Genomic DNA, 13,654 nt, shown 5'->3' on the forward strand with positions numbered 1-13,654 from the left:
GTGCGGCCAGATCCGGGAGGTACGCGTGACGACTTCTTCACGACTCTCAGCGAAGAACACAAGCACTTCGGTGCTGCTCGATGACGAACTCATCGACGAATCAGCCAGTCGGGCCACCACGGCGGACGTCGTGGTCAAGGGCAGGACCCTGGGGGAGGGCGGAGTGCCCGACCATTTCCGAATTCATGTGGCGGACAAGCTGTCTCGGCTCGAGCGCTTCGACCCCACCATTTACCTCTTCGACGTGGAGCTCACCCACGAACGTAACCGTCGTCAACGCAAGAACTGCCAGCGGATAGAGATCACCGCCCGGGGCAAGGGTCCGATCGTGCGGTCCGAGGCCTGCGCGGACAGCTTCTACGCCGCCCTCGAGGGTGCCGTCGAGAAGCTCGAGAGCCGATTGCGCCGGCTCAAGGATCGCCGCCGCGTGCATCACGGGGACAAGACGCCGATCTCGGTCGCGGAGGCGACCGCGGGTCTGGTCGACGAATCGCTGTTCTCCGACAACGGATCCGAGGCTCACGACCATTCGGCTGCGATGGAAGGCGAATCCGCCGGTCCCGGCCATGTCGTGCGCACCAAGCAGCACCCCGCGATACCCATGACGGTCGATGACGCGCTGTACCAGATGGAGCTCGTCGGCCACGATTTCTTCCTGTTCCAGGACAAGGAGACCGACCGACCGTCGGTCGTCTACCGCCGTCACGCCTTCGATTACGGGCTCATCAGGCTCGCGTAGTCGCGGTAAACAGGGACATCCACTTTTCGACCGGGGTCACGGGACAGGCCCCGGTCGCCTGTTGTCCAGGGCAAGTCTTGCTGTTACGGCGCGTATCAGTTAAAACTGTGCCATGGCTACCAAGGGCGCTCGCCGTGCTGTCATCGTCGCCGGGGCGCGGACCCCGTTCGTGCGGGCATTCACCGACTTCACACGCATGGACTCCATCGACCTCGCGGACATCGCCGTGCGCGGCCTGCTGGAACGAACCGGACTGCCCAAGGGTGACGTCCAGGGCATCGTGTGGGGCGGCGTGGTGCTGCCCAGCGCCGCGCCGAACATCGCCCGCGAGATCGCACTCGACCTCGAACTCGACCCGGGCTGCGAGGGCTACACGGTGACCCGCGCCTGCGCGTCGGGCCTGCAGGCCGTGGTGTCCGCGGCCGCCGCCATCGAGCGCGGCGAACACGACATCATGATCGCCGGCGGCAGCGACTCGACCAGCAATGCCGAGGTCAAGCTGCCGCAGAAGCTGGTGCACGCCGCCGCGCCGCTGGCCTTGGGCAAACCCAAGCCCAAGGACTACCTCACCGCCGCAACGCAATTGGCCCCGTTCTACGACCTGATGCCGCGCCGCCCGCGGATCGCCGAGCGCACCACCGGCGAGGTCATGGGCGAATCCGCCGAGAAAATGGCCCGCATCCACGGCGTCTCGCGCGGCGCGCAGGACTACTTCGCCGCCACCTCGCACCACCGCGCAGCGGCCGCCATCGAATCCGGCCGCTTCGACCGCGAGGTGCTCTCGGTCCGCACCCCCGACGGCACCGCCGTCACCCGTGACGGCCTGGTCCGCCGCGACACCAGCCTCGCCAAACTCGCCAAGCTGGCACCGGTTTTCGCCGAGAACGGCACCGTTACCGCGGGCAACTCCAGCCCCCTCACCGACGGCGCGTCCGCGGTGCTGCTGATGAGCGAGGACAAGGCCCGCGCCCTCGGCTTCACGCCGCTGGCCGCCTTCCGTTCCTGGAGCTTCGTCAGCGTCGACCCGCGCGACCAGGTCCTCATCGGCCCCGCCATCTCCATGCCGCGCGCCCTCGACCAGGCCGGAATGTCGCTGGGCGATATCGATTTCGTCGACATCCACGAGGCCTTCGCCGCCCAGACCCTCTCCGTGGTCTCCGCCCTGGCCAGCGACGAATGGGCCAAGACCCGCCTCGACCGCGACACCGCCGTCGGCGAGATCGACCCGGCCAAGCTCAATGTCCACGGCGGCTCGGTCTCCCTGGGCCACCCGTTCGGCGCGACCGGCGCGCGCATGGTCACCACCATGGCCAACGAACTCGCCGTGACCGGGAAGTCCACCGCGCTGCTCGGCATCTGCGCCGCGGGCGGCATCGGAGCCTCGGCGGTGCTGGAAGCCGTCTAGCCGACACGTTTCGGTGTCACCTGTCCGGTGGCCGACGCACATGCGCCTTCATGCAGGTGAGACCCCGATCCGCTACGGCGGAACGGGGTTTGCGGCGGGCGGATCGAAAATCGTTGGTGGAGACTCGGCGTCGAATGGGTATCCCTGGGGAAACGAGCTGGGCGGAGGCGGATCATGAACGGCAGGACGATGATCGGCACCGCGGCAGTCCTGCTCGCGGCGGGGACCGCCGGGGCGGGAAGCGCTGCGGCGCTGCCACTTCCGGCGACCGGGTCCGAAGGCGGGCAGCCGGTCTCCGATCTGAAGCTGCGGCTGCACGATGCCGGACGACATGTCGGGGAACGGTATCCAGTCTACGGACTGGTGTATTCGGACGCGGCGGTGTGGACTCTCGGGTTCGTGCACGGTGAGCCGACCCGGTACTACACCATCGACGGGGCGCGTGTGGAGCTCACCGGACCGGTCCGGGAGTCGGTCAGACAGGGTGACGAGTTCACCGGGACCATCACCATCAACGGCAAGAACGACTCGGGGGATCCCGTGGTCACCTTGGACGACGTGTCCGTCATCGGGCATCGGCCCACCGACGCGCTGCGCTGAGCCGGGAGCCGCCGCGCCACTCGGAATGATTGCAGCGTGAAACACATCCGGTACACAATCGAGGTGTGGGTTTCCGGGAGTGGAAACAGGCGGTATCGAACGGCGACAGTGATCGCGCCATCGCCGCGCGGATGGGCACCAACCAGATGCGGGTGGCCCGGCACCTGAGCGGCGACTCGCCGGTCGCGGAAACGGTCATCGCGTTCAGCCGCACCTATGGCGTGAGTCCGATCGAAGGCTTGATCGCGGCCGGGTTCCTCACCCGCGACGACGTCCTGCGCGCCTCCCTGGTGGAGGCGCTGCGCGAGGCGACCGGCGCGGAACTGGCCGCCGAGGTGACCCGGCGAATGGCCGAGCCCGAACCGGACGCCGTCGAGGACCGGTCCACAACCACACGACGCGAACGGCTCGGGCACGGATCGCCGGAGGACTAGCGCGGGCCGCCAGGTGCGTCGTCGTCTTCGCCACCGCTCCGCAGCACCGAGTCGTCGAGGTCAGTCGTCCGAACGGGGCGTGAACCGTTCCCAGTGGATGGCCGATTCGAGCGGGCGGCGATTACGCCAGCCGAACCGCTCCAGGTCCGGGACCTGCTGGAACTCGTGGACCGGGCCGACGCAGAGCCAGGCCACCGGCTTCACGCCGGGCGGCAGGTCGAGCAGGTCGGTCAGGAACGGCTCGTCGTAGAAGCTCACCCAGCCCACCCCCACGCCCTCGGCGGTGGCGGCCAGCCACAGGTTCTGGATGGCCAGGATGGTGGAGTAGATGCCGGTCTCGGGCACCGTGGCCCGGCCGAGCACATGGGTACCGCCGCGGGCCTGATTGTGGGTCACCACGATCCCGGTGCCGCTCTCGACGATGCCCTCGATCTTGATCGGATTGAAGGTCTCGGCGCGGTCGGCGGGCAGCGAGTCGTTGAACTCCTGCCGCTTCTCGGCCACGTGGTCGGCGAACTTGCCGAGCGTGCCCGGATCCCGCAGCACCACGAAGTCCCACGGCATGGAGTTGCCGACGCTGGGCGCGCGATGGGCCGCCTCGAGAATCCGCAGCAGCGTGGCGTCGTCCACCACCTCGCCGGTGAATTCGGCGCGGACGTCACGACGCAACTTGATGGCGTCGTAGACGCTCAAACATTCGAGGGGGCTGATCGGGCCTTCGGAACACACGCGGTCCAGTCAACCAGGCCGGAACCGCGCCGAACCTGGCAGCCCTCCACAGCGAAAACGCCTCCCGCCGGCAGTCCGGCGGGAGGCGTTCGCGGTCGTGGGTGACTAGCGCGCCATGGCGGGCTCACGGCGGGCCAGCTTGCGGCGGCCCTCCTGCAGCGCGGTGCGCAGGCCGCGGCGGCGGCCGGTCATCGGGTCCACGGTGGACGCGCCGCCGAACATCTTCTCCGACTTGGTCTCCGGAGCGTCGTCGGTGGAGCGGCGCAGGTACTTGTTGGGCAGCGACAGCTTCATGATGGTGCGCCACGACTTGGCGTACTGCACCGGCAGCGACCCGGCGGTGTACGGCAGGTCGTACTTCTCGCACAGCGCCCGCACCCGCACCGCGATGTCCTTCAGGTGGTTGGACGGGATGTCCGGGTACAGGTGGTGCTCGATCTGGTGCGACAGGTTGCCGGTCATGAAGTGCATGACCGGGCCGCCGGAGATGTTCGCCGAGCCCAGCATCTGGCGCAGGTACCACTCGCCCTGGGTCTCGTTGTCGCAGTCGAACTTGGTGAACTTCTCCGCTCCGTCGGGGAAGTGGCCGCAGAAGATGACCGCGTTGGTCCACACATTGCGGACCACATTGGCGGCCAGGTTCGCGGTCAGCGTGCCCAGGAAGGACGGGCCGGTGAGCAGCGGGAAGATCAGGTAGTCCTTGGCGGCCTGCTTGCCGATCTTCTTCAGAACCGTCTTGCGGTCCTCCTCGAACTGGATGCGCTCGGGCGAACCCGGGGCCCACTTCTTCTTGGCGACCTTGCCCAGCTCCAGGTGCTGGATGGCGACGCCGTACTCGAAGAACATCTGCAGCAGCAGGTTGTAGACCGGCTGGCCCAGGTAGAACGGCGTCCAGCGCTGGTCGCGGGTGACACGCAGCAGGCCGTAGCCGATGTCGTCGTCCATGCCCAGCACGTTGGTGTACTTGTGGTGCAGGAAGTTGTGGGTGATCTTCCAGTGCTCGGAGGGACCGGCGTTGTCCCATTCCCACTTGGTGGAGTGGATTTCCGGATCGTTCATCCAGTCCCACTGCCCGTGCATCACATTGTGGCCGATCTCCATGTTCTCGATGATCTTGGCGGTGCCCAGCAGGGCGACGCCGGCCAGCCACGCGGGCGGGAAAAGACTAGCGAAAAGCACTGCGCGGCCACTGATTTCGAGGCCGCGCTGGAGACGGATCACATTGCGGATGTAACGGGCATCCTTGTCGCCCAGGGATGACTCGACCTCACGGCGGATCGCGTCCAGCTCCGCCCCGATCGCTTCGACATCCTCCGGGGTGAGGTGCGCGTATTCCTTGACATCCGAGATCGCCATGCTGGTTACAGTACCGTAGGTTACGGTCCCGTAGGTTACGACTATCGAATCTCTAACGTGTCGTATACCGCATTGTTTTCGCGACTGCCGTCTGCTAGCGATTGCGGCGGAGTTTACGCGAGAACCAGCCCTCGCGCTGAGCTTTCTCGGTCAGCAAAGCCTTTTCCGCCAAAGCCTTTTCGCGCAACGCCTCCTTGGCCTCGCGCAGCACCTGCTTCTCGTGCGCGGCCTTCTCCTTGAGCGCCACCTTGGCCTCCTGCAGCGCCGACCGCAGCCCGCGCCGCTCACCCGTCTCCGGGTCCAGGCCCCAGCTCGGCTGATGCTCGGCCAGCCACTCCGACGCGTTGTGCACAGCCAGCCACTCACCGGACTTGTTGTGCTCGGCCAGCCACTCCGAGCCGTTCCACGCCGGCAGCGAGATGCCCGCGAACTTGCGCTCCGAGGACGTCTCCGGGGCGTCGTCGGCGGTCCGCTTGAGCCACTGATCCGGCAGCGCCAGCTTGTGAATCGTGCGGAACGCCAACAGGTACTGCTTGCCCAGCGAGCCCGTGGTGTAGGGCAGGTCGTACTTGTCGCACAGCTCGCGCACCTTCACCGACACCTGCGCGTAGCGGTTGCTCGGCAGGTCCGGGAACAGGTGGTGCTCGATCTGGTAGCTCAGGTTGCCGCTCATGAACGCCATGGCCGGGCCCGCGTCGAAGTTGGCGCTGCCCAGCATCTGCCGCAGGTACCACTCGCCCTGCGTCTCGTTCTCGAACTGCTCCTCGGTGAACTTCTCCGCGCCGTCGGGGAAGTGGCCGCAGAAGATGACCGCGTAGGCCCACAGATTGCGGACCAGGTTCGCGGTCGCGTTCGCCTTCAGCGTCGACTTCCACGCCGGACCGGTCAGCGCCGGATAGATCACGAAGTCCTTGGCGACCTGCTTACCGGCCTTGCGCCAGAACGCCTTGTTCGGCTCGGTGACGATGTGCCGCGGCGGGAAGAACTGGCTCGGCGGAATACCCATCTGCTCCTTGGTGGCCGCCAGATCGTGCAGGGCGATGCCCCACTCGAACAGCGCCGCCAGGAACAGATTCGCGACCGGCTGCACCAGGTTGATCGGCTTCCACTCCTCGTCGCGCGTCATGCGCAGGATGCCGAAGCCCAGATCCTCATCCATGTCGAGGATGTTGGTGTACATGTGGTGCGAGTAGTTGTGCGCGGCCTTCCACTGCGCCGACGTCCCCGTCATATCCCACTCCCACGTGGTGGAGTGGATCTCCGGGTCGTTCATCCAATCCCATTGCCCGTGGCTGACGTTGTGCCCGAGCTCCATGTTCTCGATGATCTTCGCGACCGACAGCAGGGCGGTGCCGGTCAGCCACGCCCAGCGCTTCTTGGATGCGAACAGGGTGGCGCGACCGGCCGCCTCGAGGATCCGCTGCGCGGCGATGGTGCGCTTGATATAGCGCGCGTCACGCTCGCCGAGCGAATGCTCGACATCGCGCCGGATGGTGTCGAGCTCCTGGCCCAGGGTCTCGATATCGGCCGCCGTCAAATGGGCGAACGCCTTGATGTCGGTGATGGCCACCGGCAGGTCCTTCCGTGGTTGATCTGCCTCGCACCGCTGCGCGGATGGGGCGGCCCCGACGGGGGCCGGTCAGGCTCGATTGCTATCGAGGGTAGCCGTTCTCGGGCGGGACCGTCTCACACGGTGCGGTGTGGGTCGGCCCCCCGGACAGTGTCGGTCAGGCCTCGAGGGTCGGTCGGTCAGACCTCGAGGGTGCAGTCGCCCGCGGCCGCGGAGATGCAGGTCTGGATCTTGTCCCCGGCGCGGTGTTCCTTGCCGTTGCGCAGGTCCCGCACATGCCCCTCGGTCACGGTCACCACGCAGGTCTGGCAGATGCCCATCCGGCAGCCGAACGGCATCTGCACGCCCGCGCCCTCACCGGCCTGCAGCAGCGTGGTCGCGCCGTCCACCTCGACGGCCCGGCCGGTCTTGGCGAAGGTGACGGTGCCGCCCTCGGCGGTGGCGCTGCGCTCGATCTCGAACCGCTCCACATGCAGCTGGTCCGCGATACCGGCGGCGGCCCAGTGCTTTTCGATCTCGTCCAGCATGGGCAGCGGGCCGCAGGCCCAGGTCTCGCGCTCACGCCAGTCCGGGCACACGGTGTCCAGATCGGCGAGCGCGAACTTGCCGTTCTCGCCGGTGAGGTGCAGGTGGGCGGTGAAACCCGGACGGCGGTCGTGCAATTCGCGCAGCTCGTCGCCGAACATCACATCGTCGGGGGTGCGGGCGGAGTGCACGTGCAGCACATCCGGGACCGCGTCGCGGCGATCCATGGTGCGCAGCATGGCCATCACCGGGGTGATGCCCGAGCCCGCGGTCAGGAACAGCACCTTGCGCGGCGCCGGATCCGGCAGCACGAAACCGCCCTGCGGCGCGGCCAGGCGCACGATGGTGCCCGCCGGGACACCCGAGACGATGTGGGTGGACAGGAAGCCCTCCGGCATCGCCTTCACCGCGATGGAGATCAGCCGGCGGCCCTTGTGGGCGCCGTCGCCGGTCCAATCCGGCGGGCTGGTCAGCGAATACGAGCGCCAGTGCCAGCGGCCCTCCACCAGCACACCGATGCCGATGTACTGGCCCGGGGAGAACTTGAAGTCGAAGCCCCAGCCCGGCTTGATCACCAGGGTGGCCGAGTCCGCGGTCTCCTTGCGGACCTCTACGATGCGGCCGCGCAGCTCGCGCGCCGACCACAGCGGGTTCACCAGGTGCAGGTAGTCGTCGGGCAGCAGGGGAGTGGTGATCCGGGCCGCGGCTCCGCGCAGGGCGTCGAGCGGAGTCCGCCCGGCGTTCCCGCCTTCGGCCACGGGGGCCTCCAGCCATTCGCGCAGTCCTCGCACGGAGAATCCGCCACTCTTCGATGCCATATCCGGAAAGCTTTCTGTCGTCGTGCACGCTGGTCAGCGCATCGTCGCGCACGGTTCGCCCGTGTGATGGGCGACCATCACAACAAGGTTACGGCATCGTAGGTTACGCAGCCGGATGTACCTGTCTCTCGAGACTTCCGGGGAATTCTCGGGTGGCGGTCAGAGCAGGTCGAGCAGGAACGGGAGTTCCTGGGCCGCGTACCAAGCCAGTTGGTGATCTTCGGCGTCGCCCAGGACGAATTCGGCGTCCGCGTCGCCCATGTCGGCGGCGTCGATGACCTCGACGGCCTTGGCCACCTCGGACTCGGCCTCGGCCAGGTCCACATGGATGGACGCGATGCGGTCGTAGGGGATGGCGGCGGAGAGCCGGACCACGGCGTCGTCGAGGTCGGGGCGCAGGGTGGCGCCGGTGACGTCGGCGGCGATGACCGCGCGGCGGAAGATCGGGCCCCGGGGCGCGGCCTCGTCGCCCGCGTCCTCGCCGCCCAGGTCCGCGACGGCCTGCTCCTCGGCGAGCAGCCGCAGCGAGGCGCGCGCGGCTTCGGCCATGGCGACCTCGGCGAGTTCCTCGTCGTCGCCGGAGGCGTAGGCCTCGCGCAGCGCGGGGGTCACCGCGAAGGCGGTGTCGTTGAGGGCGCGGATCTCCCGGTCCTTCACCAGTTCCCGCAGCATCGGCACCGTGGCCGGGACGTAGACCCGTAGCTTCTTCGACACGGCGGACGACTCACTGGACGCAGGCACCGAGCATCTCCTCCATCGACTCGTGCACCGAAGCGGTCAGCACCGCGATATCGGCCATGGCGTCGCGATCGGCGGTGAGTCCGTAGAACACCCGCCCGTCGTAGGACGTGATCCCGATACTCAGAGCCTGAAAGCGCAGCAACGGCGACACCGGGTACATCTCCAGCATCCGCGCGCCGCCGATGTACATGGCCTGCTGCGGACCCGGCGCGTTGGTGATCACCAGATTGAACGTGTGCTCTGCAAAAGTACTCGCCGACCGCACGCTCATGGCATGCAGGCTCGCCGGGGCGAATCCGGCCATGTGCACCAGCGTGCGCGCCCGCACCCCGCGCTGATGCCGCGAGTGCGCCTCGGTGGCGTGCTTGATGTGCTCGATGCGGATCACCGGATTCGGTTCGCCCACCGGCAGATCCAGCAGCAGCGAGGTGACCTCGCCCGCGGGCTTCAGTTCGCCGTGCGGACCGTCGGCGTACACCGACATGGGGACCACCGCGCGCAGCGCGTCGGCCTCGGTCAGCACCTGCCCGCGGGAGAGCAGCCAATTGCGCAGCGCGCCGGTCACCACCGCGAGGATCACGTCGTTGATGGAGCAGTCGAACCGCTTGCGGATCTTGCGGTAGTCCTCGAGATCGGTGCGCACCACCTCGAAGCGGCGATTGCGGGAGGTGCGGGTGTTCAGGGGGCTGTCGGGCGCGCCGATGGCCGCGGTGCGGACCATGGACACCACCTTCTGCACGGCCTTGCCGGTGGCGTCGACCATGGCGAACGCCTCGGCCATGTGGTGCCGCGCCACCTCCAGGCCTTCGCGCGGCTGGGTGGCCAGGTGGGCGGCCGCGCCGAGCAGCAGTTCCAGCTCGGCGGGCTCGCGGTGGGCGACCCAGGCGTCGTCGGCGACCTCGCGGGGCGCTGTCGAGGTGTCCAGGATCACATGCCCGATCTCGAGCGCGCTGTCGCCGTCCACCAGGGCCGAATGGGTCTTGGTGAAGATCGCGCAGCGACCCTCCGACAGGCCCTCGACCAGGTACATCTCCCACAGCGGGCGGCTCGGGTCGAGCGGGCGTGAGGCCAGCCGGGCCACCAGGTCCAGCAGCTGTTCGTCGGTGCCCGGCTCGGGCAGCGCCGAACGCCGCACGTGGTAGGTGATGTCGAAGTGGCTGTCGTCCACCCAGATCGGGCGGCCCAGCGCGAACGGGATCTCCCGCACCTTGCGCCGGTACAGCGGCACCAGCGGCAGCCGCGACTCGACCAGCGACACCAGCCGGTCGTAATCCAGCGGCCCGGGCCCGGATCTACCGGTGGGCGCGGGATTGCGCAGAATCGCCAGCGAGCCGATGTGCATGGGGTTGCTGCTGGATTCCAACCGGTAGAACGACGCGTCCTGCGGCGTCAGTCTGGTGATCACGCTGCCCGCTACTCCCTTATCCCTGCCCGCGCCTCGCAGTTTCCCCCTGCCGAGGCGCCGGCTTTCATGCGGATGAACCGCCTGGAGGCAAGCTATCGCAATACGGTCACCTGGGGGAATGTATGGGCCGCACTGCCCGAGATAACGCACCGTCGTCGGTGCCGCCGTTCCGGGCGCGCGGGCGCAGACCGCCGCACGCCGGACCCCCTACATGGTACGTCAGGGGTCTCGAATCAGCCTCGGCCGCAACCCCATTCGCTGGGCGTTCGCCAGGGTCGGGAGCGGCGGTGCGGGCGTCGCGCTTTCACAGCTTCTCCTCAGCGCCCGGGCCGTCCCGTGCGCAGTTCAGCACCTACGATGGGGGCCGGATTACCATGGCTTGTGAATGCGCGCCCGCGCGCAGGCCTCCCGCCATGGTGGGGGCTACCGACAACACCGACCAGAGGACTACAAGACCCGTGCCTGCGCTGAGTTTTTCAAGGTTGCTACGGATTGGTGAAGGTCGCACGGTCAAGCGGCTGGCAAGCCTGGCGGACGAGGTCATCGCCCTCGACGAGGAGTACACGGCGCTCTCCGACGCCGAGCTCCAGGCCAAGACCGCGGAGTTCAAACAGCGCTACGCCGAGGGCGAGACCCTCGACGAACTGCTGCTGGAGGCCTTCGCGACCGCGCGGGAAGCGTCCTGGCGAGTGCTCAACCAGAAGCACTACAAGGTGCAGATCATGGGCGGTTCCGCCCTGCACATCGGCAATGTGGCGGAGATGAAGACCGGTGAGGGCAAGACCCTGACCTGTGTGCTGCCCGCCTACCTCAACGCCATCTCCGGCGAGGGCGTGCACGTCGTCACCGTCAACGACTACCTGGCCAAGCGCGACTCCGAGTGGATGGGCCGCGTGCACCGCTTCCTCGGTCTCGAGGTCGGCGTGATCCTGGGCGGCATGACCCCGGCCGAGCGTCGCGAGGCCTACGCGGCCGACATCACCTACGGCACGAACAACGAGTTCGGCTTCGACTACCTGCGCGACAACATGACCCACACGCTGGACGATCTGGTCCAGCGCGGGCACAACTTCGCCATCGTCGACGAGGTCGACTCCATCCTCATCGACGAGGCCCGCACCCCGCTGATCATCTCGGGCCCGGCCGACGCCTCCTCGAAGTGGTACGCGGAGTTCGCGCGCATCGCCCCGCTGCTGAAGAAGGACCTGCACTACGAGGTCGACATCAAGAAGCGCACCATCGGTGTGCACGAGGCGGGCGTCGAGTTCGTCGAGGACCAGCTGGGCATCGACAACCTCTACGAGGCCGCGAACTCGCCGCTGGTGAGCTACCTGAACAACGCCATCAAGGCCAAGGAGCTCTACACCAAGGACAAGGACTACATCGTCCGCGACGGCGAGGTCATCATCGTCGACGAGTTCACCGGCCGAATCCTGGTGGGCCGCCGCTACAACGAGGGCATGCACCAGGCCATCGAGGCCAAGGAAGGCGTGGAGATCCAGCCGGAGAACCAGACGCTGGCCACCATCACGCTGCAGAACTACTTCCGCCTGTACGACAAGCTGTCGGGCATGACCGGTACCGCCGAGACCGAGGCGGCCGAGCTGCACCAGACCTACGGCCTGGGCGTGGTGCCGATCCCGACCAACAAGCCGATGGTCCGCCAGGATCAGTCCGACCTGATCTACAAGACCGAAGAGGCCAAGTTCGCCGCGGTCGCCGACGACATCCAGGAGAAGCACGAGCTGGGCCAGCCGGTCCTGGTCGGCACCACCTCGGTCGAGCGTTCGGAGTACCTGTCCAAGCTGCTCACCAAGCGCGGCATCGCGCACAGTGTGCTGAACGCCAAGTTCCACGAGCAGGAAGCGCAGATCGTCGCCGAGGCCGGTCGGCCGGGCGCGGTCACCGTCGCCACCAATATGGCCGGTCGTGGTACCGACATCGTGCTGGGCGGCAACCCGGACATCATCGCCGACATCCTGCTGCGCCGGCAGGGTCTGGATCCGGTCGAGACCCCCGACCAGTACGAGGCCCAGTGGCACGCCACCCTGGACCGGGTCAAGCAGCAGGTCGACGCGGACGCCGAGGCCGTGCGCGAGGCTGGTGGCCTGTACGTGCTGGGCACCGAGCGCCACGAGTCGCGGCGTATCGACAACCAGCTGCGCGGTCGTTCCGGCCGTCAGGGCGACCCGGGCGAGTCCCGCTTCTACCTGTCGCTGGGCGACGAGCTGATGCGGCGCTTCAACGGCGCGGCGCTGGAGTCGATCATGACCCGGCTGAACCTGCCCGACGACGTGCCGATCGAGGCCAAGATGGTCTCGCGGGCCATCAAGTCGGCGCAGACCCAGGTCGAGCAGCAGAACTTCGAGATCCGCAAGAACGTCCTCAAGTACGACGAGGTCATGAACCAGCAGCGCAAGGTGATCTACGCCGAGCGCGCCCGCATCCTCGACGGTGAGGACATGGAGGGCCAGGTGCAGGAGATGATCACCGACGTGATCACCGCCTACGTCAACGGCGCCACCGCGGAGGGCTACGTCGAGGACTGGGATCTGGACAAGCTGTGGGGCGCGCTCAAGACGCTGTACCCCGGCAGCCTCGACTACCGCGAGCTCACCGGTGAGATCGAGAGCGGCGAGCCCGGCGACCTGTCCCGCGAGGAACTGCTGGACGCGCTGCTCGACGACGCGCACACCGCCTACGACAACCGTGAGGGCGAGATCGACGGCCTCGCGGGCGAGGGCAGCATGCGCAACCTGGAACGCCAGGTGCTGCTGAGCGTGCTGGACCGCAAGTGGCGCGAGCACCTCTACGAGATGGACTACCTCAAGGAGGGCATCGGCCTGCGGGCCATGGCGCAGCGCGACCCGCTGGTCGAATACCAGCGCGAGGGCTTCGACATGTTCGCGGCCATGCTCGAGGGCCTCAAGGAGGAGTCGGTCGGCTTCCTGTTCAACCTCCAGGTCGAGGTGCAGCAGCCGCAGCCGGTGGGTGTGAACGTGGCCGCGGGCCTGCAGTCGCCGGTCGGCAACCGTCCGCTGCCCACCCAGGAGGACGCGGCGCAGGCGGGTAACGGCGCTCCGGCGGCGTTGCGCGCCAAGGGAATCGACGAGTCCGGCCCGCGCGGGCTGTCCTACAGCGGCCCCGACGAGGGCGGCCACGCGGCCGTCCGCAGCGACAGCGACGAGTACGGCGCCGAGGACGGGCAGGGCGGCACCCGCCGCGAGCGTCGTGAGGCGGCGCGGGCGCAGTCCAAGGCGGATCGGTCCAAGCGCCGCCACTGAGTTCGCGACCCTGTCGAAACGTGCCGCGCCCCGGGTGTTCTCACCCGG

The 13,654-nt window shown here is 67.8% G+C and carries 11 protein-coding genes; 5 read left to right on the plus strand and 6 right to left on the minus strand.

Annotated elements, in window-relative coordinates:
• Positions 1-91 precede the first annotated feature (91 nt).
• The 4 genes from hpf to ACFYTS_RS23380 all read left to right on the plus strand — a co-directional run bounded on the left by hpf (position 92) and on the right by ACFYTS_RS23380 (position 3,178).
• Positions 92-739 carry a ribosome hibernation-promoting factor, HPF/YfiA family gene (gene hpf, locus ACFYTS_RS23365; RefSeq protein WP_387307199.1) on the plus strand — a complete coding sequence of 216 codons (648 nt, stop codon included), beginning with the start codon at positions 92-94 and terminating at the stop codon, positions 737-739.
• 112 nt (positions 740-851) lie between these two features.
• The gene (locus tag ACFYTS_RS23370; RefSeq protein ID WP_387307126.1) at positions 852-2,144 is read left to right on the plus strand and encodes an acetyl-CoA C-acyltransferase; all 1,293 of its coding nucleotides are present in this window, start codon (positions 852-854) and stop codon (positions 2,142-2,144) included.
• Positions 2,145-2,318: 174 nt separating this feature from the next.
• Entirely contained in the window at positions 2,319-2,744 is a 426-nt protein-coding gene (locus ACFYTS_RS23375) for a hypothetical protein (RefSeq protein WP_387307128.1), read from the plus strand.
• 65 nt (positions 2,745-2,809) lie between these two features.
• Positions 2,810-3,178 carry a hypothetical protein gene (locus tag ACFYTS_RS23380; protein WP_387307130.1) on the plus strand — a complete coding sequence of 123 codons (369 nt, stop codon included), beginning with the start codon at positions 2,810-2,812 and terminating at the stop codon, positions 3,176-3,178.
• A gap of 60 nt (positions 3,179-3,238) precedes the next feature.
• On the opposite strand, the gene bluB is transcribed toward ACFYTS_RS23380, so the two are convergent.
• The 6 genes from bluB to ACFYTS_RS23410 all read right to left on the minus strand — a co-directional run bounded on the left by bluB (position 3,239) and on the right by ACFYTS_RS23410 (position 10,322).
• Positions 3,239-3,871 (minus strand): 5,6-dimethylbenzimidazole synthase, encoded by a 633-nt coding sequence (bluB, locus tag ACFYTS_RS23385; protein WP_357283582.1) that lies wholly within the window; start codon positions 3,869-3,871, stop codon positions 3,239-3,241.
• A gap of 141 nt (positions 3,872-4,012) precedes the next feature.
• Positions 4,013-5,263, minus strand: coding sequence for an acyl-CoA desaturase (locus ACFYTS_RS23390; RefSeq protein WP_357283585.1), 1,251 nt, complete (start codon positions 5,261-5,263; stop codon positions 4,013-4,015).
• 94 nt (positions 5,264-5,357) lie between these two features.
• Entirely contained in the window at positions 5,358-6,833 is a 1,476-nt protein-coding gene (locus tag ACFYTS_RS23395; RefSeq protein WP_357283588.1) for a fatty acid desaturase, read from the minus strand.
• Between the two features lie 179 nt (positions 6,834-7,012).
• Positions 7,013-8,176, minus strand: coding sequence for a ferredoxin reductase (locus ACFYTS_RS23400; protein ID WP_357283590.1), 1,164 nt, complete (start codon positions 8,174-8,176; stop codon positions 7,013-7,015).
• Between the two features lie 159 nt (positions 8,177-8,335).
• Positions 8,336-8,917 carry a DUF6912 family protein gene (locus tag ACFYTS_RS23405; RefSeq protein WP_387307133.1) on the minus strand — a complete coding sequence of 194 codons (582 nt, stop codon included), beginning with the start codon at positions 8,915-8,917 and terminating at the stop codon, positions 8,336-8,338.
• Entirely contained in the window at positions 8,901-10,322 is a 1,422-nt protein-coding gene (locus tag ACFYTS_RS23410) for a wax ester/triacylglycerol synthase family O-acyltransferase (protein ID WP_387307135.1), read from the minus strand. The genes ACFYTS_RS23405 and ACFYTS_RS23410 overlap by 17 nt, the downstream gene beginning before the upstream one ends.
• A gap of 458 nt (positions 10,323-10,780) precedes the next feature.
• On the opposite strand from ACFYTS_RS23410, the gene secA reads away from it, so the two are divergent.
• Positions 10,781-13,606, plus strand: a complete 2,826-nt coding sequence (secA, locus tag ACFYTS_RS23415; RefSeq protein WP_387307137.1) for a preprotein translocase subunit SecA — start codon at positions 10,781-10,783, stop codon at positions 13,604-13,606.
• Positions 13,607-13,654: the final 48 nt, after the last annotated feature.

This window comes from Nocardia sp. NPDC004151 (assembly GCF_042874235.1).
In the GTDB taxonomy this organism is placed as follows: domain Bacteria; phylum Actinomycetota; class Actinomycetes; order Mycobacteriales; family Mycobacteriaceae; genus Nocardia.